Origin of the sequence: uncultured Pedobacter sp., from assembly GCF_913776295.1 — a bacterium.
Lineage (GTDB): Bacteria > Bacteroidota > Bacteroidia > Sphingobacteriales > Sphingobacteriaceae > Pedobacter.
This window is the reverse complement of record NZ_CAJYOJ010000043.1, coordinates 73084-95923: the sequence shown is the minus strand read 5'-3', so window position 1 is coordinate 95923 and position 22840 is coordinate 73084. Positions and strand designations below refer to the sequence as shown.

The following is a 22840-nucleotide window of genomic DNA, read 5'->3' as shown; positions in this document are numbered from 1 at the left end:
TACTTTCGCCTTACTATAGCCAATTATAATCCGCTTAATTTTGTGTGATGAAAGTAGAAATCTGGTCGGATGTAATGTGTCCGTTTTGCTATATTGGGAAAAGACATTTTGAGCAGGCAATTGAAAAATTGCCTTTCAAAAATGAAATCGAAATAGATTGGAAGAGTTTTCAGCTCAATCCGGAGTATCATAATACCAATAATGAAACGGTGTACGATTATTTATCAAGAAGTAAGGGAATGCCCATCGAGCAGGCCAAACAAATGACCAAACAGGTGGTTGATATGGCTGCAAATGCCGGTTTGAGCATTAATTTTGATACCAACATACCAGCCAATACATTTAATGCGCATCGTCTGATCCATTTGGCAGCAAAACATAATCTTCAGGATTTAGCTGAAGAAAAACTATTTGAAGCTCATTTTGTAAATAGTAAAAATATTGGCGAAACAGCTGTTTTAGTTGATCTTGCTGTAGAAATCGGACTGGATAAGGCTGAAGCTGTGGCCGTTTTAAATAGCGATGAGTTTGCTGAGGCTGTTCGTTATGATATTTATGAAAGCCAGAATTTAGGTATCAGAGGCGTTCCTTATTTTGTAATGGACCGTAAATATGGTGTTTCAGGTGCCCAGCCTGTTCAGGCTTTTACCGATGCACTTACCCAAAGTTTTACCGAGTGGAAAGCCGCTCAGCCTAAAACTGCAATTACTTCATTAAATAAAAATAATGATGCGGTTTGTGATGAGAATGGTTGTGAGATATAGATTAATTCCCTGTAGATTGCGCTGACTGCCCCGGATTTTTTCACCGAAAATTAATAGAAAATCGTCAATTCGACTGGAGCGCAGCGCAATGGAGAAATCTTTCTATATAGATTAGCTTCGCTGAGCACTTACGTGGTTCTCGGATTCGTTGCACCCGATAACCATCGGGTTCGCTCAAAATGATGTTGTTTAGAGGTCATCTTCATTAGCGATCCGTCAACGCTGATTCTTCAACGGCGTCAATAAATACTCCAAACCATTCACCCTTATTTCGAACATCGTAGCCATTAAATCGCCCAGTTTTCCTTTCGGGAAGCCTTTATCTTTATACCAAAGTAAATAACTTTCCGGCAGGTTACAGATCAGGGATCCCTTATACTTTCCGTAAGGCATCTGCATTTTCACTAAATCGAGTAACAGGGAGGGATCAAACATCTATAATATAAAATCTAAATAATTTTCTTTGTTAATTACAGAGAAGCTGGCTTGAGGATAGTTTTTGGCAAAAAAAACCGGAATCTTCTTCTTTTGGTTTCCCCATTTAAAATCAGCAGCTAAAATTTCTCCGTTATTAACTTCAATAAGATCTATTTCCTGCTGATCATAAGTTCTCCAAAAGTAATAACTGGCATTTTGCTGTTCATACCCCATTTTTTTGATGCGTTCGCTAAAACAGTAATTTTCCCATAAAATACCCTCATCATTACGCAATGCCAGCAGTCTGAAATCATTTACAATTGCATTCCGGATACCGTTGTCGTAAAAATACCATTTGGATGATTTTGTAACCTCTTTCCGTAAATTATTACTGTAACCACCAACTTTATAGATGATAAAAACCTTTGAGAGTAGATCAAGATAACGGTCTACCGTATTTTTGCTGATACCCAAAGTACGGGAAATTTCATCAATCGAAACTTCCGATCCAACCTGGTAAGCAATCAGTTTTAATAATTCGAGGAGTTTAGCACTATTTTGAATGTTCTCATACATCAAAATATCTTTTAACAGATATGATTTAACCAACTCTGTTAAATATTGTGCTTTTTCAGCCAATGAATTCAGGTGGAATAATTCAGGATAAGACCCAAAAATTAATCTTTCTTCCAGGTTTTGGGCAGTTTGTAAAGCATTTTCCTGTTTATCCAGTTCAACCTGTGCTATGGGATAGAGGTGATAGGTTAAACTTCTTCCGGTTAAGGGCTCTCCTGTTTGGTTCGACAAGTCGAAAGTAGATGAACCGCTTGCAATAATGGTGAGGTCTTTAAAAGTATCGATCAGGAACTTCAATATTTTTCCGATTTCAGGTATCACCTGGGCTTCATCGATAATGAGCAGTTTGGCGTCACCCAAAACCCTTTTATAATTGGCCGCTGTTCGGGTTGAAAGTAATAATAGTACATCCTGATCTTCGCCGTTTAAGGAAAGATGGCTGACGTTAGCATCTTTGATAATGCTTTCTATCAACCAGGTTTTACCTACCCTCCTGGTTCCAAAAATTAAGATAACCTTATTTTTCCCAATTTTATGGAGGATAACAGGTTTTAAAGATCTGGCAATTTGGCTTTTCATGTAAGTCCAAATATAACTAAAAAACGTTAATTCAGTCAATAGACTGACTCAATTAACGTTAATTCAGTCAATAGACTGACTCAATTAACGTTTTTAGTCAATCAGTTCCAGCGTTTCAATGGCTTCTTCAACAGTTTTTACATTATCGAAAGCAATTCTGAGCGTATTCTTTACTTCTTTTAAATTGCACATCCGAGGATGGTTCTGTGCAAAAGTTAAAATTTTGGTAAAAGTGTTGGAGTCGAAATAAGCCGATTGTTTATCGCTTAGGAAATATCCGCGTAAACTGTTTTTCTTAAAACTGATTTTTTCAAAACCCAATTTCTTGCCTAACCATTGTAACCGTACCACGCTGAGCATAGTTTTCACCTGTGGTGGTACCGGCCCGAAACGGTCGGCCAGATGTTTTTCGAAAATGGCAAGTTCAGCTTCATTTTCGAGTTTAGAAAGCTCGGTGTATAAATTGTAACGCTCAGTAATGTTGGTAATGTAGGCATCCGGAATATACAATTCAAGATCGGTATCTACCTGCGTAAAGCCAACAAACGGACGGGCAGGTTCATTTTCGAACAGCCCTTTAAATTCGGCATCTTTAAGTTCCTGAATGGCTTCATCTAATATTTTGTGGTACATTTCGAAACCGATTTCGGCGATAAAACCACTTTGCTCGGCACCCAATAAATTTCCGCTTCCACGGATATCTAAATCGCGCATGGCTACATTAAAACCGCTGCCCAAATCAGAAAACTCTTCAATAGCACTTAAACGCTTCCTGGCTTCGGAAGTTAAGGTGGATAAAGGCGGTGAAAGTAAATAACAAAAGGCTTTTTTATTGCTCCGGCCTACGCGGCCACGCATTTGATGCAGATCGCTTAAACCAAACATATGTGCATGATTAATGATGATGGTATTGGCATTAGGGATATCTAGACCTGCCTCTATGATCGTCGTTGCCACCAAGACATCTTTTTCTCCGTTAATGAAATCGAGCATCACATCTTCCAGTGCATCGCCATCCAGCTGGCCGTGTGCAATTCCAATTCTTGCCTTTGGAACCAGTTTCTGGATTAGGCCACCCAATTGCATCAGATCATTTACCCGGTTATGGATAAAAAATACCTGACCTCCACGGTCTAATTCAAATTGAACAGCCTCCTGAATCAGTTTATCATTAAAAACATGTAATTCGGTACTTACCGGCTGCCGGTTTGGCGGTGGAGTACTGATAATGGATAAATCTCTGGCCCCCATCAAAGAGAAATGCAATGTTCTCGGAATTGGAGTAGCCGTTAGCGTCAGCGTATCCACATTTACCCGGATCGCTTTCAGTCTTTCTTTAGCAGTAACACCAAATTTTTGCTCTTCATCAATAATCATGATGCCGAGATCTTTAAACTTAACATCCTTACTGAGCAAACGGTGTGTCCCAATCAAAATATCCACTTTACCTGCCGCAGCCTCGGCCAGGGTATCTTTAATCTGCTTATTGGTTTTAAAACGATTAATATAATCGACCGTAACCGGGAAATCTTTTAATCGGGAAGAAAAAGTTTTAAAATGTTGTAAAGCCAAAATTGTGGTAGGCACTAAAACAGCGGCTTGTTTGCCCTCTGCTACGGCTTTAAATGCCGCACGAACGGCGATCTCCGTTTTTCCAAAGCCTACATCGCCACACACCAAACGGTCCATTGGATGTGGCGATTCCATATCCTTTTTCACGTCCTGGGTCGCTTTTAGCTGATCAGGTGTATCTTCATAAATAAAAGAAGCCTCTAATTCAGTCTGTAAATAACTATCCGGAGAAAATGCTGTTCCAGCCTGTGTTTTGCGCAAAGCATAAAGCTTGATCAAATCACGGGCGATATCTTTAACTTTTTTTTTAGTGGTTTTTTTTAGCTTGTCCCATGCATCGGTACCCAGTTTATTCATCTTGGGTACACCGCTCTCCTTGCCACTGTATTTGGCAATTCGGTTTAGCGAGTTGATGTTGACGTAAAGCAGGTCATTATCGGCATAAACCAAACGGATCATTTCCTGGGTTTTGCCATTCACCTCAACCTTTTCTAGTCCGGCATATTTACCAATCCCATGATCGATGTGGGTAACATAATCGCCGGATTTTAGTTCTCTTAAATCTTTCAGGGTAATGGCCTGACTTTTCTGATAGCCTTTCTTGAGTTTGTATTTATAGTAACGGTCGAAAATTTGGTGATCAGTATAAAATGCTGTCTGAATCTGCGGATCAACAAAACCTTCGCGCAACATGCTGTTGATAGGCGTAAATTTGGCCGTTTTATCAATATCCTCTAAAATGGCATATAAACGCTCAATCTGCTTTGGCGAATCAGTAAAAATAAAGTTAACGATTCCAGCTTTTTCATTTTCTTTAAGATTATGAATCAGTAAGTTGAAATCTTTATTAAACGATGGCTGTGGTTTAGTTTCAAACTCAAAACGATGGTCGGTTTTATAGAAAAACTGTTTACCAAATTCTACCAATGGAAAATCCTGAAGATGATCGCCCAATAATTTTTCGTCGGTAAATGCAAACTTAGGATCAATCCACTCCGGGTTTTGACTTTTATCAGCTGCCGGCAAAGCTTTCCAGAGTTCAACAGCCTTTTTAAAACCGGCTTTAACAATATCGAGGGTAAACTCTACGTCTTTAAACCAGAGTTGCGTATCCTGATCAATGTAATCGAGAATGCTGATATTGCTTTCTGTTAAAAACTTTGCCTGGACATTTGGAACAATGGTTAGCGATTTAACATCTGCAACCGATAACTGACTCTCAATTTCAAAACTTCTGATACTTTCCACCTCATCGCCAAAAAACTCAATGCGATAGGGAAGATCGGATGAGAACGAAAAGATATCTACAATCCCGCCACGGATGGAAAATTGTCCGGGTTCGTAAACAAAATCTCTCCTGTCGAAATCGTAGTCAATTAGAAATTCATTGATAAAATCAATGCCCAGTTTAGCACCCAAACTAATTTCTAAAGTGTTTTTTTCAAGTGCCGAGCGATCGATCACCTTTTCTGCAATCGCTTCAGGATAAGAAACCACAATCTTGCCATATTCCGAATTATGGTTCAGCTCGTTCAATACCTCTGCACGGGCTAAGACATTGGCAGTATCTACCTGGGTAAAATCAAAAGATTTGCGGTAAGAGGAAGGAAATAACAAAACCTGCTTATCCAATACACTTTCGAGGTCTGATTGAAAATAAGCAGCCTCTTCCCTGTCTGGCAAAACAAACAGTATGGGTTTGTGTAACAGGAAGTAAGAAGAAAGTGCAACAATAGCATCAGCCGAACCCACCAATCCCTTTAATTGTATCTTTGGGTTTTTGCTGCTGTTCAACGTTTGGGTAAATTGGGTAACCCTGTCGTCTGTTTTGTATCTGTTTATTAAATCGCGAATGTTCAAGGCACAAAAATAAGCTTATCTTTTAATATTAACCCGCAATTCGTGTAAAGGTTTTTTTAACTATTTTTGACTGGGGCTGGCTATATAAATCAGATAAATTAAAAATGATCGGTTATTGTTAGATGATATCATGCATTTGGTCGAAATATATCCCCCTTTCGTCGATTAAGGGCAAATTGATGTAACAAAGGGGGTGTTAAAACCTCTAAATTATATAAAAAGTGAAACAATGAAGTACATTAAAAGCTTTCCACTGGAACTTTTTTTCTGGGTAACAGCTTTAGTATTAATGGCGACAGCGAATAGCCATAAGCATCATTTTACACTTTGTCCTTTAGCCAACTTAGGCTTTGAGGATTGGTGTCCGGGCTGTGGTATAGGCAGGTCGATCAGTCATATTTTACATGGCGAGTTTACCGAAAGCTTTTCCGAACATTGGTTTGGGTTTCCGGCACTTTTAATCATCGTTTATAGAATTTATACATTGATACAAAATAAAAATAAGTTTAAAATTTCAACCACAAATACATAAAGCCATGGATATATTTCAATCACCTCTAATGTCGTTACCAGGTATAACACCAGAGGAATACTCATATTTACAACAAGCAACAACCGGTTTAACTGAAGAGCAATTGCGTAATTTTCTGATGGTTTACAGCAGTAAAAGAAAGAATCCATCTGACATGCTGATTTTCTGTTTAATCGGGCTGTTTGCCGTTCCAGGTTTACAGCGGTTTATTATTGGCCAGATTGGCATGGGTATTTTATACCTTTTAACTGCTGGTTTATGCTTTATCGGATCGATCATCGACGTGGTAAACCACAAAACACTTGCTTTTGAACACAACCAGAAAATGGTTTTCGAAAGTTTACAGATGATCAGAATGGGCGGTGGATTCCAACAAGCCGGAAAATTCTAGGATAAATAAATCTTAATATTAAAATCCGCATCCAATTTGAATGCGAATTTTTTCTGTTAAATAGACTGGCAGAAAAAGAAAACCCGATCAATGAAATTTCTATATTTATCGAATGAAATTAGCTGAAATTACCAATTATTTGGAAAGCATTGCGCCACTTAATTATCAGGAGGATTATGATAATGCTGGCTTAATAGTGGGCGATCCGAATATGGAGGTGCGCGCTGCTTTGGTTGCTTTAGATTGTGTAGAGAAAATTGTGGATGAAGCCATTTCTACAGGATGCAATCTGATTATTACCCACCATCCGATCGTTTTTAAAGGACTAAAAAAGCTTAACGGTAAAAATTACGTGGAACGTGTGGTATTAAAGGCTATTAAAAACAACATTGCACTTTATGCCATTCATACCAATTTAGATAGTATTCATACCGGTGTAAATGCAAGAATCTGCGAACGTTTGGGTTTAACCGGTACTAAAGTGCTTTCTCCAAAAGCAGGTCTGTTAAAAAAGCTGGTTACTTATTGCCCACAGGCCCAGGCCGAGCAGTTGAGATCAGCATTATTTTATGCCGGAGCGGGGAACATTGGCAACTATAGCGAATGTAGTTTTAATGCTGATGGTTTTGGCACTTTTAAAGGAAATGAAGATTCCGACCCTTTTGTGGGTGAGAAAGGGATCCGCCACCGAGAGGCTGAAGTTCGGATCGAAATGGTCTACCCTACACAGGCCGAGCGAAAAATTCTGATTGCTCTGTTTGAGAACCATCCCTATGAAGAGGTAGCTTACGATATCTACAAACTCGAAAACAAACATCAACTGGTAGGCTCGGGTATGATAGGCTGGCTGGAATACGATATGGATGCTTACGATTTTCTACATTTGGTAAAAGATAGCATGCAGGCTAAAGTAGTGAGGCATACAGAAGTTACCGGTAAAAGGATCAAAAAAGTTGCGGTTTGCGGGGGGGCGGGAAGCTTTTTGTTAAAAGAAGCCATTGCTGCGGGGGCTGATGCATTTATAACCGCAGATTTTAAATATCACGAGTTTTTTGATGCGGATGAAAAATTGATCATTGCCGACATCGGACACTTTGAAACTGAACAATTTACCTCAAATTTATTGCTTGAAATTATTCAGAAAAAATTTACTAACTTTGCAATCCGTTTAACGGAGCAAAATACAAACCCCATAAATTACTTGTTTTAATGGAACAAACCGTAGAACAAAAGCTAAAGGCTTTATACGAATTACAAAATATCCACACCAAAATTGATAAGATCCGTCAAGTACGTGGCGAATTACCAATGGAAGTTGCCGATCTTGAGGATGACGTTTTAGGATTAGAAACCAGAATTGCAAAAATCAAAGGAGAGCTTGATGATCTTGAAGATTCGATCGTAACACGTAAAAATACAATTAAAGATGCGCAAGCTGCCATCAAAAGATACGATTCTCAATTAAAAGAAGTTAAGAATAACCGTGAATATGATGCTTTAACCAAAGAAATTGAGATTCAAGGTTTAGATATTCAGGTTTCTGAAAAAAAGATTAAAGAACACGGTTTCGAAATCGCTTCTAAAACAGAAATCTATGAAGCTGCTAAAGCCGAGCTAGATGGCAGAAAAAAAGATTTGGAAGCTAAAAAAGCAGAACTCGACGTAATTACTGCCGAAACTGAAAAAGAGGAGCAGGATTTGCAAAAGAAAGCGGACAAAGCTGAACCTCAAATCGAAGAGCGTTTATTGGTTGCATACAAACGTTTACGCAAAAATGCCGTAAATGGTTTAGCTGTGGTAACTATTGATCGTGATTCATGTTCAGGTTGTTTTAACCAGATTCCGCCTCAACGTCAGTTAGATATCCGTCAGCGTAAAAAAATAATCGTTTGCGAACATTGCGGTCGTATTTTGGTTGATGAAGCGCTTACACACGAAGTAGCAGAAGCTTAAGCTAAATTACAAAACTATTTGGACGTCCCGATTTAATCGGGACGTTTTTGGTTTAAGCCCTGTTTTCTTGGACTTACTCAAAACAAGAGTATGATTTTGGCGTTTAATGTATATTTGTTCAAATGTGAAGCTCTTGTAGCAGCGTAGAACCAAACCGAAATAGAATCCCTGATGAATAAAAGCTTCCGTTTTTTTATAACGTCTCTCCTGCTCTTCTCTCCTTTGTTTTCACTTGCAAATTTCGACTTTAATAATAACTGCTTAAATGCTTATAAAAGCATATTCGAGCTTAAGTTGGGCAATGCGCGGGCTTATATCTCAACAGAGAAGAAACAGCACCCCAATAATTCCATTATTCCGCTTCTTGAAAATTATGTTGATTATTTTACCGTACTCACTTCAGAAAGCAAAGCTGACTTTGACCGTTTGAAAGGAAATAAATCTAAACGTTTGGACCAAATAAGCGATGACGATAAAAATTCGCCATACTATCTTTATGCCCAGGCGGAGATCAATTTACAATGGGCACTCATACGCGGACGCTTTGGAGAGTATTTTAATGCAGCTATGGAAGTTAAAAGAGCCAACAGTCTTTTGCAGGATAACCATAAAAAATTCCCAAATTTTCACCTGAACTTAAAAGGTTTGGGATTGATCAATGCTGTATTGGGAAACCTTCCCGATGGCACTTTGAAAACGGCACTTTCAACCTTCGGCATTAAGGGAAACCTGCAGAGCGGTTTGGCTGTGTTCGAAAAATTAGCGGATAACTTACCAAAATCAGCTTATGAACCTTTTTACGAAGAAGTGGTATTTTATTATGCCTATGTTTTAACAGATGTGGCCCATAGTCCGCAGGCATATGCCAAAACCATGAAGTATACCGATCGGATAGCCGATACCAGTTTGTTGAAAAGTTATTTGCAGAGTTATGTGTGCATTAAAAACGGGCATAGTGAAGAAGCCATTTCGATTTTGGCCAGGCGGCCACAGGGAGGTGTTTACCAGCCGTTCCCTTATCTTGATTATTTGGAAGGAATTGCGCATTTAAATAAACTAGATCTCAATGCCGGCACGTATTTTAGCCGGTTTTTGCAGGCCACTAAGGGCGTAAATTTTGTAAAGGATGCTTACCTTCATTTGGGTTGGATCGCGCTTCTTAAAGGAGATAAAGCAGCATATACGGCATTTGCGGGCAAAGCTGTTAACAATGGTTATACTTATATGGAAAAAGATAAGCAGGCCAAGGCAGAAGCATCGGCAGTAGTACCAAACATTGATCTCTTAAAAGCCAGGCTATTGTTTGATGGTGGTTATTTAAGCAGGGCCCTGCAAATAATTGACAACAAAAAGGCAGCAGACTATACTAACGACAAAGACAGGACTGAACTAAGCTACCGTTTAGGTAGAATTTATGATGATCTGGGGAAAGATGATCAGGCATTAACCGCCTATCAGGAAACGATTGAGAGAGGGAGAAACCTGAGATATTATTTTGCTGCAAATGCTGCAGTGCAGATGGGCAAGATTTATGAAAGAAGGAAAAACATAGCGAAAGCGAAAGAGGCTTTCAATACGGCTATTGCCATGAAAAATCATGAGTTTGAAAGCAGTATTGAAAGCCAGGCCAGGGCGGGGTTAAAGCGCTTAGCCAATTAAAAACGATGTATAAAAGCATTAATGTGCATGCCTGCCCCTACTGAGGCAAATACCGCTACATCGCCAGGATTAACATTATAGCCTTGCACTTCTCCTTTTAAGACCAGGTCTAACAAAGTTGGTACCGTGGCAACGGAACTGTTTCCTAACCACGAAATGGTCATTGGAACTAATTTTTCCGGCACGGTATCTTTACCATAAAGTTTGAACAGACGTTTCATGATCGCCGTATCCATTTTGCCATTGGCCTGATGTACGAATACGATGCTGATATCGTCAACACTTAAACCTGCTTTGTCTATGGCTTTTTTAATAACCTGTGGCACCTGAATTACCGCAAATTCATAGAGTTTACGTCCGTTCATTTTCAGGTAAAAGTTTCCACTGTTTTCATCTGGATTAGATCCTTTGCCCATGGTTAATAAATGACCATAATTCACGGCATGGGTTTCTGTTTTATGGGCAAGTATCCCTCGTTTTTCTGCGGCTTCTTCTGCTTCGAAAATTACCGCTCCGGCACCATCCGAAAAGATCATACTGTCACGGTCATGCGGATCAATAATACGGCTTAAAGTTTCTGCACCAATAACCATAACCCGCTTGGCATCTCCGCTTTTGATATAATAATCGGCCTGTATTGCGCCTTGAACCCATCCGGGGCAACCAAAAATGATATCATAGGCAACGCAGTCTGGATTTATAATTCCCAGCTGCTGTTTCACTTTAGCGGCTAATGAAGGTAATACATCGGTGCGGTTGCTTCCGGTAGGAATGTCGCCGAAGTTATGACAGAAGATAATGTAATCTAGAGTTTCTTTATCTATTCCGGCATCTTCAATCGCCTTAGCCGCAGCTTTTGCGCCGATGTGGTTATTTAGTTGGTCTGGACAAGCATATCTGCGCTCAACAATTTCGGTAATTTCTGAAAATTTACTAATGATTTCTGCATTTTCTCTATCAATACGATTACCATTTTCGAAAAACGTAGATTCTAAAAACTTCTCGCCGGAAACGATATTGTCCGGAATGTAACTACCGGTTCCTGAAATTATTGTATTGGTTACCTTGCTCATAATTATAATACCGCATACTAAAACGGTATGTAGTATAAAAATACCAATAATATTCGGTAGTCGCAAATATATTGCAATTCAGCGTAGCTTATTTTCAAGCGTAAAGTTTAATAATCCTGCTTTCTTCCATCACATTTACTTTGTAACCTATTTTTACGATGGATATCAAAAGTGTTAAAAGCGATCAATAGTTTTTGGGTAATCTGCAGAAGAACCGAACCTGCTTATAAATTTTAAAATAAAAACAGCAATAGTTAACTGAAATCGTCAATCAGGAATACAAAAAGCTCTTTAGGGCCATGAGCGCCTAAAACCAGTGTTTTTTCGATATCTGCTGTTCTGCTCGGACCTGTAATATTACTGATCATAGATGGAAGCTGGTTGCCATATTTGTTTTTCAATAACAGAAAGGCATCTTTAAGATCTAAAACCAACTGACTGGTTTTGGCGATCACGATATGGTGATGTGGGAAAATACTTAATCTCCTGCCAGCGGCACTGCTGTTGCTAACCATTACGCTTCCATTTCGGGCAATTAAGGCTTCGCATAAGGTAATACCTACTTCAGCCTGATCAAAATCCTTGTCGGTTTGGTAAAAAGGAAACTCATATTTGCTTAGAAACTGTTGTAGCTCGGGTTCCCAGCAATATATTTTCCGCCATTTAAACTTATCGGCCAGCTGCAACATATTCTCAAAAAAATCGATCCCGTCTTCGCAGAAGATAAAATTGCCGGATATAGCCGTAAGCTGTTCAGCAAATAATATTTCCAGCTCATCGGTATTTTTTTTATACAATGGACTTTCTTCTAAATTAGGATAGGGATTTTCGCGCTTTTCTAATAGAGCCTTCCTTATCTTTTTCAGTATTTGTTCTTTCGCTGTCGTATTATCCTTCATTATAAAAAAAAGCTACCCTAATGATTAGACCAGGGTAGCAAATGTAATAATAGAATTTATTTATTTAGGCCTCAACTGGCTTAATGTGTCCGGGATTTCCACTTTCACCTTGATTTTCGAATAATCTCTTACCAAAAATTAGTTCTAAATCATCTTTAAATAAAACTTCTTTTTCGATCAGGATGTCGGCTAACTGGATCAGTTTATCCTTATTTTCTTCCAATAATTGAATGGCCCTTTGGTATTGACCCTCAATTAATGCTGAAATTTCTTTATCAATCGTTAAAGCGGTGTCCTCAGAATATGGTTTTGAGAAGTTATATTCATTCTGACCAGATGAATCATAATAAGTAATATTTCCTAATTTATCATTTAAACCATAAATGGTAACCATTGCCCTGGCTTGTTTATTTACCTTCTCCAAATCGCTAAGTGCACCGGTAGAAATGGTATCGAACATTACTTTTTCAGCCGCTCTACCCCCCATTGTTGCACACATTTCGTCGAGCATTTGGTGAGGGCGAACAATTAAACGCTCTTCCGGCAGGTACCAGGCTGCCCCTAAGCTTTGTCCACGTGGCACAATGGTAACCTTAACCAAAGGCGCAGCGTGTTCCAACAACCAGCTTACAGTAGCGTGACCAGCCTCGTGAATCGCAATGGCACGTTTTTCTGCAGGTGTGATGATTTTATTTTTCTTTTCTAAACCACCTACAATTCTGTCTACAGCATCTAAGAAATCTTGCTTATCAACAGATGATTTGTTTTTACGCGCTGCAATTAATGCCGCTTCGTTACAAACGTTTGCAATATCTGCACCAGAGAATCCTGGCGTTTGTTTAGCTAAAAATTCGGTATCAAGCTCTTCTGATTTTTTAAGTGGAGCAATGTGTACTTCAAAAATCTGCTTACGTTCTATAACGTCCGGTAAATCAACGTAAATCTGTCTGTCGAACCTTCCAGCTCTTAATAATGCTTTATCTAAAACATCAGCACGGTTCGTAGCAGCAAGAATGATCACATGTGTATTGGTGCCAAAACCATCCATTTCAACCAAAAGCTGGTTTAAGGTGTTTTCACGTTCATCATTCCCACCCATTACGCCATTTTTACCACGGGCACGGCCGATAGCATCAATCTCATCAATAAAGATGATACAAGGAGATTTATCTTTTGCCTGTTTAAATAAGTCGCGCACACGGGATGCACCAACTCCAACAAACATTTCTACAAAATCAGAACCTGATAGCGAAAAGAAAGGAACCTGAGCCTCGCCAGCAACGGCTTTGGCCAATAAGGTTTTTCCTGTACCTGGCGAACCTACCAATAAAGCTCCTTTAGGTATTTTTCCACCCAGATCAGTATACTTTTTAGGGTTTTTAAGGAAATCTACAATTTCCATTACCTCTGTTTTAGCCTCTTCTAAACCTGCAACATCGTTAAAAGTGATGTTTACCTGGCTTTCTTTGTCAAACAGCGTCGCTTTAGATTTTCCTATACTGAAAATCTGGCCGCCACCGCCGGCACCACCACCCATCCTGCGCATCATAAAAATCCAGAAACCGATTAAAAGCAGTACAGGTAAAATGATGCTTAAGAACCAGCTTGCCAACGGATTGCTGCGGCTGGTTTTTTCTGCCAATATCCTTGGTTGGTTAGCTGGAAGGTCTTTTTGCGAATCGGCAAGTTGTTTATCCAGTCCATCCATTGTTCCGGCATTGAAAAATACAACAGGACTTGCGGCATTGTTTACGTTAAAAGTACTTTTGCTCTTGTATGCATCGTATAGTTTCTTTTTATCTAAACTATCTTTTTTAATATAAACTTCTACACGAACCAAATCGTCGGATTTATAAGCAACTACCTTCTGTACGTCACCTTTCAGCAACATCTGTTGTTCAAATGTTTGATAGGTTACCTCCTTACCCCCATCGCTGGTAAATAAAAACTGTGCAGCAATAATGGCTATAATAATGGCTGCATATACCCAGAAAATATTAAATTTTGATCCTTTTTGTGGTTTTTTAGGAATGTTTGGAACTCTTCTTCCCTGTCTTTCGTTATTATTTTGATTGTCGTTCATTTTTTTTTGTCAAAATGGTTCTATTAGGTTATGCGCTTTGAAAATTTGTGCTTTCTGCATCCCCCCAAAGTTCTTCAATGCCATAAAAGTGGCGCTTTTCAGTTTTAAAGATGTGCACAACCACATCGAAATAATCAAGAATGATCCAATCTGCTGATTCGAAACCTTCCTTATGTCTCGGGTCGGCCTGAGTGGCCTTACATATTTCTTTTTCTACACTATCGGCAATAGCTTTTACCTGGGTAGCAGAGTTGGCACTCGCTATAATAAAGTAATCAGCTACTGAAGTATGAATATTTCTAAGATCTAACCGCACAATATCTTCTCCTTTTTTCTCTTGTATGCCGTGAACGGCCAATTCAGAAAGGTATGTAGAAAGGGCTACTATTTTCTTTTTTACCATTAAAATGCTTTAATTTTGGAATTACAATATTATAAATTCAACACTTGCAAAATAACACTTTTTCAACACTATTTGTTGGTCAAAATTTAATCAAATTAAAAGAAGTTGATTCTACTAATAACTTTTTGAAAAATCTGGTGTCAAAATCCGAGCCATTAGCTGAAGGGACTGTAATTATGGCAGACCATCAATTTGCCGGAAGAGGGCAGCAAGAAAGTGTGTGGCAAACACAAGAAGGAAAAAATATTAGTACAAGTATATATTTGAAGCCTTCTTTTTTGCCGCTCGACAGGCAGTTTTCTTTAAATATGGCGGTTAGCTTAGCCGTTAGCGACACTTTATCTTGTTTTATACCGGAGGGGATAATGGTAAAATGGCCTAACGATATCTATTACCTTGATAAGAAGCTGGGCGGCATATTAATTGAAAATACACTGACAGGTAGTGTTTTTAAGTCATCGGTAATTGGCATCGGCTTAAATGTGAATCAATTGGAATTTTCAGAAAACATCAGTGACCGAGCCACTTCCCTCGTTCAAATTTTACAAAAAGAGGTGCCTTTAATGGATATTATGCAGAAAATATTCATGTTTATGGAAAAATACTACTTAATTTTGAGGGCAGGAAAATACAGTATTTTACAAAATGATTACCTTGCAAAGCTGTACAATTACCAGGTTAAAGCGTTATATAGGCACAACGGAGAGATTTTTGAAGGAGCAATTGAGGGAGTTGAAGATAACGGCAGGTTAAAAGTTAATACAAAAAATGGGTTAAAAATTTTTAACTTTAAAGAAATTGAATTTATACACACAAAATAAAACACAAATGAAAAAAATCACCCTGATCCTTTCAATGGTACTTTTTACCATTGCTGGTGCATTTGCTCAGATCGAAAAACCGGTAACCTGGGCATACTCTGCAAAGAAAGTTAGTAAAACCGAAGCTATAATTTATTTAAAGGCTACAATTGACGATAGATGGCACATTTATTCTCAAAATGTAAAAGACGGAGGACCTGTAAAAACCACTTTTACTTTTGCTCCATCTAAAGATTTTAGTCTTGTAGGGAAAACAATCGAGCCAAAAGCTATCGTGAAATATGAAAGTACATTTAAAATGAATGTAAGCTACTTTGAAAAATCAGTGATATTTCAGCAAAAAATTAAGCTGAACAAGGCAACAACTGTAGTTAAAGGTGTGGTAGAGTTTATGGTTTGTAATGATAAACAATGCCTTCCGCCGGAAGAAGTAGAGTTTAGTGTCCCGGTTAAATAATTGACATCAAAATATTTACAGACAGTCCCGAATTTTTGGGACTGTTTCTTTTTAAAGTAAAATCTGCCAGGTGTTGTAGTTTAAACAAAAATCGTTTCTAAATTATTCTTAATTTCACGGTTTTAAAATACACACAAATGAAAAAGGTTTTATTATTGTTATTAATGGCTGCAATGTTTATTGCATGGCCAGCCGTTAAGAGTTACGCCCAGGTAACACAAGATACCACAGCAACAGCCACTCCAGACGATATCGTTTTTACCGAGGTAGGTTCGGCACAAGATAGTGCTGCCAATAAACAGGCTAAAGTGGAAAAAGATACCCTTAAAAACGATACGCTTAAAATAGAAAAAGCTACGGTAGCTGGTAAAGTTGTTCCAAAACAATCGCTTTGGGTAACTTTTGGTTTAGGCCTCTTAGCCGGTATCGCTGCCTTTTTCCTTCCATGTATTTTTCCTATGGTTCCGCTTACTGTTGGTTTTTTTACCAAAAGGGCCGAAAGCAGGGCAAAAGGAATCAGAAGTGCCATTATTTATGGTTTATCAATTATCGTAATTTATGTAGGATTGGGTGTGATTATCACCCTGATCTGGGGCGCCAGTGCATTAAATGAAATATCAACCGATGGTTTTTTTAATATTTTTATCTTTCTGATATTGATTGTTTTCGGCATATCATTTTTAGGCGCTTTTGAAATTACCCTGCCAAGCTCGTTTGTAAATAAGCTTGATGCAAAATCGGATGCCAAAGGTTTAAGCGGAATCTTTTTTATGGCAGCAACATTAGCGGTTGTTTCCTTTTCCTGTACAGGTCCTTTAATTGGTACCTCTCTGGTGGCCATTAATACAGATCTGCTTACACCTGTTGTGGTGATGTTTGGCTTTTCGCTATCCCTGGCATTAATTTTTACCATGTTCGCTATTTTCCCAAGTTTAATGACGGGGCTGCCGAAATCAGGCGGCTGGTTAAACTCAATTAAAGTTTTTTTAGGGTTTTTAGAATTGGGTTTATCTCTGAAATTCCTTTCAACAGCGGATTTGGCCTACCACTGGGGCATATTAGACCGTGAGATATTCCTGGCAATCTGGATTGTACTCGCCTTAATTTTGGGTGTTTACTTATTAGGAAAAATTAAGTTCTCTCATGACAGCGACCTTCCTTATGTTTCGGTACCCAGGTTATTTATTGCTACAGCAACCTTCGTTTTTGCTATTTATCTTATTCCAGGCTTGTGGGGAGCCCCTTTAAAAGCCGTAAGTGCACTGGTACCTCCGCTTTCTACTCAGGATTTTGTAATCGGACAAGACAATGTCGGCGGATCTAACCAGACTGCAGCAACCAGCCACGCTAAACGTAAATATGCTGACTTCCTGCATATTCCACACAATATTGATGGTTTTTTTGATTATGAGGAGGCCTTGGCTTATGCCAAGGAAGTAAAAAAACCGTTATTTCTCGATTTCACCGGACATGGTTGCGTAAATTGCCGCGAAATGGAAGCCAGGGTTTGGTCTGATCCAAGAGTGCTTAAGAAATTAAAAGAAGATTATGTTGTGGTGTCACTTTACACAGATGATAAAACCAGTTTGCCAGAAGCAGAACAGTTTGAGTCTAAAATTTTAGGCACAAAAGTGAATACCGTTGGTAAAAAATTCAAACATTTGCAGGCGGAGAAATTTAATACCATTTCGCAACCATATTATGTACTTTTGGGTACTGATGAAAAAGAATTAGTTTCACCTCCTATCGGGGTAGAATTTGATATAGATAAATATTTGCAGTATCTGGATAATGGATTATCAGGATTTGCCAAGAAATAAACAAATGAATAAGATTAAGAATATTGGCGTTTTAACCTCTGGTGGAGATTCGCCAGGCATGAACGCTGCAATTAGAGCTGTAGTTAGAGGCTCTATTTATTATGATATCGAAGTAACGGGATTCATCCGTGGATATGAAGGGCTAATCAACAACGATTTTATTCCAATGGACCGTAAATCTGTAGCCAATATTATTCAGCGTGGCGGAACCATTTTGAAAACAGCTCGTAGTGAAGCATTTAAAACAAAAGAAGGCAGGCAAAAAGCATATGAAAATCTCAAAGCCAATGAAATTGATGCCCTGGTGGTAATCGGTGGAGATGGAACGTTTACCGGAGCCAATGTTTTTTCCAGAGAATACGATTTCCCTATTGTTGGCCTGCCCGGTACTATTGATAATGATTTGGTGGGTACCGATTTCACTATTGGATATGACTCTGCTATCAATACCGTTGTTGATGCGGTAGATAGGATCAGAGATACGGCAGAATCACATGACAGGTTATTTATTGTAGAGGTAATGGGCCGCGACTCTGGCTTAATCGCTTTAAGAAGTGGTATCGGCGTTGGCGCTGAAGCCATCATGATTCCCGAAGCGAACATGAACGCGGATGATATTTTGCACAAGCTGGAGCATAGCCGTAAAGATAAAGCGTCGAAAATTATTATTGTTGCCGAAGGCGATGATACCGGTGGCGCATTTAAGGTTGGCGAAATTTTGCAGGAAAAATATCCCCACTATGATACCAAAGTTTCGGTTTTGGGACATATTCAACGCGGGGGCAAGCCAACCTGTATGGATCGTGTGCTGGCCAGCCGCTTGGGTGTAGTTGCGGTTGAAGGTTTAATTCAGGGCGAGAGTGGCGTAATGGTGGGTCAGATTAACCGCGAAATCGTTTTCACGCCTTTTGATCACGCAATCAAACATATTAATGCAGAGAAAGTAAGTTCTAAATGGCTGAAGCTAATAGATATTCTTTCATTCTAAACAAAAGTAAATTATAAAAGAAAAGTCTTTCCCGCACCGGAAAGACTTTCTTGTTTTTTGCTTAGTTTTCGCGATAAGCAAATTTCTTAGTCTGCCAAAATCACCGCAGTGCCATTGGCACTTACCATGAGCATGCTTCCGCCACTACCTACGGTTTCGTAATCTAAGTCGACACCAACAATGGCATTTGCACCAAGCGCTGCGGCATATTGTTGCATTTCGTTAACTGCAGTATCTTTCCCCTCTCTCAAAACACGTTCGTAAGAACTTGATCTGCCTCCTACAATATCTGTTATTCCTGCAAATAAATCTTTGAAAATATTTGCGCCAATAATGGTTTCTCCGGTTACCAAACCGATATATTTGATAATTTTTCTGCCCTCAACTGTTGGCGTTGTGGTTACTAACATAGTTTTAGTTTTTTTATAATTAGAGCAAATTTTTTAAAAAATGTTACATTTTCCCAAAATGTAAAGGTTGATGATTAGAAAGCTGAGGGCCAGATCATATTATGGCCAAAGTGTACCAGGATGGGAAGTTCCATAAATGATCTTAATTATTAGACTTCCCTACTGTGATTTACAACAACTGCCTAAACACAAATTATAGCAGTAGATTTGCTATTTCTTCCCAGTTATTTACGCGTTCGTATTCTGTAACCAGCAAATTGTGGGGAGAGGTGTATAATAATGGTCTGCCACTAAAATTTATAAAATTTTTAATGCGGTCATCTATGATAATATCAACATTCACAATTTTATTTCCGCAGAACATGATGTGTTGCCAATCAATAAAAGGGAAATGTTCGGCCAGCCAATCGTATTTATCAACCAATGAGTTACGGAACTCCATTGCCGCAGAAACAATATAAACATCGTATTTCTCCTGTAAAGCCTGGATTACGCGCTGGCTATCCGGTATCACATCAAGATCTCGAAAAAAACCAGGTTCATTGATATACTCGAACCATTTTTGATTCACATCTTCCGGAACATGGTGATAGATTTCATTTCCAGCATCAATTTTCAAGTCTAAAGGAACGTTAAAATCCCGGTTATAAAGTTTTATAAATTTTCCTACGGCATCGGCGATCACCTCGTCCATATCAATTGCAATTCGTTTCATTTGTATCAGCAGATATTTAGGCGTAAATATCCTGAAAACAAAGAAATTAAACTATGTTTTTAATTTCCAGTATTTTAGTTATCTTTGCAGCCCCGCAGCATGAAGCTCCGGGAACTATGTTGAATACATAAATACAATAGAAAATGGCAACTAAAATCAGATTGCAAAGATTTGGTAAAAAAGGAAAACCTTTTTTCCACGTTGTGGTAGCAGATTCGCGCTCTCCACGTGATGGTAAATTTATTGAGCGTTTAGGTTCTTACAACCCAAATACCAATCCTGCTACCATCGAAATTAACTTCGAAAAAACTTTGGCCTGGGTTAACAGTGGTGCACAACCTACTGATACTGCTCGTGCTATCCTTTCTTACAAAGGTGTTTTATACAAAAAACACTTAGAAGGTGGTGTTAAAAAAGGCGCTTTAACCCAGGAACAGGCAGATGAAAAATTTGCTGCTTGGTTAGATGCTAAAGCAGGTAAAATTTCTGGTAAAGCAGAAGGCTTAGCTAATTCTAAAGCAGATGCGCGTAAAGCAGCGTTAGCAGCAGAAGCTAAAAAGAAAGAAGATAGAGCAGCGGCTATCGCAGCTAAAAATGCACCAGTTGCAGAGGAAGTTGTTGAAGAAGAAGCTCCGGCTGTTGAGGCTGAAGCAACTGAAGAAGCTCCTAAAGAAGAAGGCGCAGAATAGTTTTTAATTATTTTGTCTGATAAAATAGCGTTCCGATCTCCGGAACGCTATTTTTATTAATACCCCTTGCCCCTAAAGGGGGGTATTAATAAATCCCTTTCAGGGGATTTAGGGTAAGTATGAAACACGAAGAAGCATTTTATATAGGTTATGTAACCAAAACGAGGGGTTTAAAAGGAGAAGTTCAGGTATTTTTTGAATTTGATGAATACGAAGAACTTGAATTTGATGTGGTATTTGCCGATATGAATGGCAAACTGGTTCCCTATTTTGTAGCTTCTGCAAAGCTACAGTCTAATAAAACAGGCTACTTTAACTTTGATGATGCGGATCATATCGACAAAGTACAGCCACTATTAAAAAAGAAATTGTACCTGCCCCTTTCGCAAATGCCCGAACGCGAAGAAGGAGAATTTTTTTATACCGATTTCAAAGGGTATCTGGCCATAGATGAAACTTTGGGCGAACTGGGCGAAATTCTGGAAGTGAATGAATATCCACAGCAGTTTGTGGCTACGGTGATGTACAAAGAAACGGAAGTCCTGTTTCCGTTAAATGAAGATTTTATAGTAGAATACGATGAGGATGAAAAAATTCTCACCCTCAGTTTGCCTGAAGGTTTGCTGGACGTGTATCTGGAAAAATAAATTGCCCGGTATCATAAAATAATTAATGTGATGTACATCTAAATCTTTATATTGGCTGTATCTAATTAATTCTTTTATGTTTAAGAAACGATCTAAAGCTACTGCGCTACTGGTAATGGCGGCTTCATTTCGAGCCTGTGCAACAAAAATTATCCTTAGAAGCCAGCAAACCTTTAATTTAGCGCTACAGTAAAATCTTAAAACCGATATGAGGAAAGTCTTTTTTATTTCTGCTCTTTTTTTCTTCATCTGCAATTGTATTATTGCGCAGGAGAAAGCCACGTTATTATCTGATTTTGTTGGGGCATGGGAGTTTGTAAAGCCATCTGGGCAGGCTAATGCTCCAAAGCTTCCATTTTTGTCAACCCTAAAGATATTTGATGCCACGGGCAACTGCCTACAGTTAAAAATAACTGAACAAGGAACGGTGGTGTGGCAAACCGCTACAATTGAAGTAGAAAATGAAAGTTTTATAAAAGAGCGTGTTAGTTATTCTATCAGTGCGCCGTTAAACAATACGGTCTCCAGTTTGAAATTTAAGTTTTTTGATTGGCCTGACGGTAACAGGTACCTTGGCATAATGGGTGGTGCAAAACAGGTTGATGGAAAAGAAACTTACGAATGGCAGGAATTATGGCGAAAAGTAGATAAGATTAAAAAAGGATAATATTTGCCTTAATTGTTGTAAATGTAGGGCTAAATATTAGTTGGTTGATTTGCCGGGAGAAATACAAAGGTATTTGATCGAAGTCTGATTTTTAAATTTGACGGTCAAAAGCCTTACCTTTGCCAAATGCGTTTCGATATTATTACCGTGTTACCCGCTTTGTTAGAAAGCCCTTTTGCCCATTCTATTTTGCATCGTGCACAAAAAAAGGGCATTGCCGAAATTGTAGTGCATAACCTGAGAGATTATGCCACTAACAAGCAAAAAAGTGTAGATGATTACCAATACGGCGGTGGTAGTGGTATGGTAATGAGCATCGAACCTTTTGCAGCCTGTATCGAAAAACTTCAGGCAGAAAGGGAATATGATGAGGTTATATTCATGAGTCCGGATGGGGTAACGTTAAACCAGAGTATGGCCAATGAGCTATCAATTAAAAAGAACATTATTATTTTGTGTGGCCACTACAAAGGCATAGATCAGCGGATACGTGATATTTTTGTAACAAGAGAGATATCTGTAGGCGATTATGTTTTAAGTGGAGGAGAGCTACCTGCGGCCATTGTGGTAGATGCAGTGGTGCGTTTAATCCCCGGCGTTTTAAATGATGAGACTTCAGCCCTATCTGACAGTTTTCAGGGCGAGCTATTGGATGCACCGGTTTATACCCGCCCTGCAGATTGGCGTGGACATAAAGTGCCCGATGTTTTATTGAGCGGCCACGAGGCAAAGGTAAACGAATGGAGGCATGAAAAGGCTTTGGAACGGACCAAAACCCGTCGTCCTGATCTTTTGGAATAGAAGCAATTAGCGCAATCGAATGTGGAATTCATTAAGAATGTGGAAAAAATTAAAATAGGTTTTT

General features: G+C 38.8%; 23 protein-coding genes. 14 read left to right on the top strand and 9 right to left on the bottom strand.

Annotation, left to right across the window (positions count from 1 at the left end):
• Positions 1-47 precede the first annotated feature (47 nt).
• Positions 48-764: a DsbA family oxidoreductase gene (locus tag QZ738_RS08545; RefSeq protein ID WP_293786588.1), complete on the top strand. Its 717-nt coding sequence runs from the start codon at positions 48-50 to the stop codon at positions 762-764.
• Positions 765-980: 216 nt separating this feature from the next.
• Here the strand turns inward: QZ738_RS08545 and QZ738_RS08540 are convergent, their stop codons facing one another.
• The 3 genes from QZ738_RS08540 to mfd all read right to left on the bottom strand — a co-directional run bounded on the left by QZ738_RS08540 (position 981) and on the right by mfd (position 5768).
• The gene (locus QZ738_RS08540) at positions 981-1199 is read right to left on the bottom strand and encodes a DUF3820 family protein (protein WP_293786586.1); all 219 of its coding nucleotides are present in this window, start codon (positions 1197-1199) and stop codon (positions 981-983) included.
• Entirely contained in the window at positions 1200-2336 is a 1137-nt protein-coding gene (locus tag QZ738_RS08535) for an ATP-binding protein (protein ID WP_293786584.1), read from the bottom strand.
• Between the two features lie 93 nt (positions 2337-2429).
• Positions 2430-5768 carry a transcription-repair coupling factor gene (gene mfd / locus QZ738_RS08530; RefSeq protein ID WP_293786582.1) on the bottom strand — a complete coding sequence of 1113 codons (3339 nt, stop codon included), beginning with the start codon at positions 5766-5768 and terminating at the stop codon, positions 2430-2432.
• A 229-nt stretch (positions 5769-5997) separates the two neighbouring features.
• Here mfd and QZ738_RS08525 point away from each other — a divergent pair, with 229 nt between their 5' ends.
• From QZ738_RS08525 to QZ738_RS08505, 5 genes are all read left to right on the top strand, one after another.
• Complete coding sequence (locus QZ738_RS08525) at positions 5998-6300, top strand: DUF2752 domain-containing protein (protein WP_293786580.1); 303 nt, start codon at positions 5998-6000, stop codon at positions 6298-6300.
• A 4-nt stretch (positions 6301-6304) separates the two neighbouring features.
• Positions 6305-6691, top strand: coding sequence for a TM2 domain-containing protein (locus tag QZ738_RS08520; RefSeq protein ID WP_293786578.1), 387 nt, complete (start codon positions 6305-6307; stop codon positions 6689-6691).
• Positions 6692-6803: 112 nt separating this feature from the next.
• The gene (locus QZ738_RS08515) at positions 6804-7901 is read left to right on the top strand and encodes a Nif3-like dinuclear metal center hexameric protein (protein WP_293786576.1); all 1098 of its coding nucleotides are present in this window, start codon (positions 6804-6806) and stop codon (positions 7899-7901) included.
• Complete coding sequence (locus tag QZ738_RS08510; protein WP_293786574.1) at positions 7901-8644, top strand: C4-type zinc ribbon domain-containing protein; 744 nt, start codon at positions 7901-7903, stop codon at positions 8642-8644. Before QZ738_RS08515 ends, QZ738_RS08510 begins: the two co-directional genes overlap by 1 nt.
• Before the next feature lie 171 nt (positions 8645-8815).
• Entirely contained in the window at positions 8816-10303 is a 1488-nt protein-coding gene (locus tag QZ738_RS08505; RefSeq protein WP_293786572.1) for a tetratricopeptide repeat protein, read from the top strand.
• Here the strand turns inward: QZ738_RS08505 and QZ738_RS08500 are convergent.
• From QZ738_RS08500 to rsfS, 4 genes are all read right to left on the bottom strand, one after another.
• Positions 10300-11376, bottom strand: a complete 1077-nt coding sequence (locus tag QZ738_RS08500; RefSeq protein ID WP_293786570.1) for a 3-oxoacyl-ACP synthase III family protein — start codon at positions 11374-11376, stop codon at positions 10300-10302. The two genes, QZ738_RS08505 and QZ738_RS08500, sit on opposite strands and share 4 nt — an antisense overlap.
• A gap of 254 nt (positions 11377-11630) precedes the next feature.
• Positions 11631-12275, bottom strand: a complete 645-nt coding sequence (locus QZ738_RS08495) for an LUD domain-containing protein (RefSeq protein ID WP_293786568.1) — start codon at positions 12273-12275, stop codon at positions 11631-11633.
• A gap of 64 nt (positions 12276-12339) precedes the next feature.
• A complete protein-coding gene (gene ftsH, locus QZ738_RS08490; protein ID WP_293786567.1) occupies positions 12340-14358 on the bottom strand; it encodes an ATP-dependent zinc metalloprotease FtsH in 2019 nt (672 codons plus the stop codon).
• A gap of 28 nt (positions 14359-14386) precedes the next feature.
• On the bottom strand, positions 14387-14761 hold the full coding sequence (gene rsfS / locus QZ738_RS08485) for a ribosome silencing factor (protein WP_293786566.1): 375 nt from the start codon (positions 14759-14761) through the stop codon (positions 14387-14389).
• A gap of 44 nt (positions 14762-14805) precedes the next feature.
• Between rsfS and QZ738_RS08480 the strand changes: the two genes are divergently transcribed.
• From QZ738_RS08480 to pfkA, 4 genes are all read left to right on the top strand, one after another.
• Positions 14806-15582: a biotin--[acetyl-CoA-carboxylase] ligase gene (locus QZ738_RS08480; protein ID WP_293786565.1), complete on the top strand. Its 777-nt coding sequence runs from the start codon at positions 14806-14808 to the stop codon at positions 15580-15582.
• Positions 15583-15589: 7 nt separating this feature from the next.
• Positions 15590-16039, top strand: a complete 450-nt coding sequence (locus tag QZ738_RS08475; RefSeq protein ID WP_293786564.1) for a protein-disulfide reductase DsbD domain-containing protein — start codon at positions 15590-15592, stop codon at positions 16037-16039.
• 137 nt (positions 16040-16176) lie between these two features.
• Positions 16177-17859, top strand: coding sequence for a protein-disulfide reductase DsbD (locus tag QZ738_RS08470; RefSeq protein WP_293786562.1), 1683 nt, complete (start codon positions 16177-16179; stop codon positions 17857-17859).
• A gap of 4 nt (positions 17860-17863) precedes the next feature.
• Entirely contained in the window at positions 17864-18847 is a 984-nt protein-coding gene (gene pfkA, locus QZ738_RS08465) for a 6-phosphofructokinase (protein ID WP_293786560.1), read from the top strand.
• 86 nt (positions 18848-18933) lie between these two features.
• On the opposite strand, the gene QZ738_RS08460 is transcribed toward pfkA, so the two are convergent.
• Positions 18934-19257, bottom strand: a complete 324-nt coding sequence (locus QZ738_RS08460; protein WP_090497467.1) for a heavy metal-binding domain-containing protein — start codon at positions 19255-19257, stop codon at positions 18934-18936.
• 193 nt (positions 19258-19450) lie between these two features.
• On the bottom strand, positions 19451-19972 hold the full coding sequence (locus QZ738_RS08455) for a 5'(3')-deoxyribonucleotidase (protein ID WP_293786558.1): 522 nt from the start codon (positions 19970-19972) through the stop codon (positions 19451-19453).
• A gap of 143 nt (positions 19973-20115) precedes the next feature.
• Here QZ738_RS08455 and QZ738_RS08450 point away from each other — a divergent pair, with 143 nt between their 5' ends.
• The 4 genes from QZ738_RS08450 (at position 20116) to trmD (ending at position 22776) form a co-directional block, all read left to right on the top strand.
• Positions 20116-20661, top strand: a complete 546-nt coding sequence (locus QZ738_RS08450) for a 30S ribosomal protein S16 (protein WP_293786556.1) — start codon at positions 20116-20118, stop codon at positions 20659-20661.
• Between the two features lie 119 nt (positions 20662-20780).
• Positions 20781-21308: a ribosome maturation factor RimM gene (rimM, locus tag QZ738_RS08445; protein WP_293786554.1), complete on the top strand. Its 528-nt coding sequence runs from the start codon at positions 20781-20783 to the stop codon at positions 21306-21308.
• Between the two features lie 208 nt (positions 21309-21516).
• Entirely contained in the window at positions 21517-21975 is a 459-nt protein-coding gene (locus tag QZ738_RS08440) for a hypothetical protein (RefSeq protein WP_293786552.1), read from the top strand.
• A 126-nt stretch (positions 21976-22101) separates the two neighbouring features.
• Complete coding sequence (trmD, locus tag QZ738_RS08435; RefSeq protein WP_293786550.1) at positions 22102-22776, top strand: tRNA (guanosine(37)-N1)-methyltransferase TrmD; 675 nt, start codon at positions 22102-22104, stop codon at positions 22774-22776.
• The last annotated feature ends 64 nt before the right edge of the window (positions 22777-22840 follow it).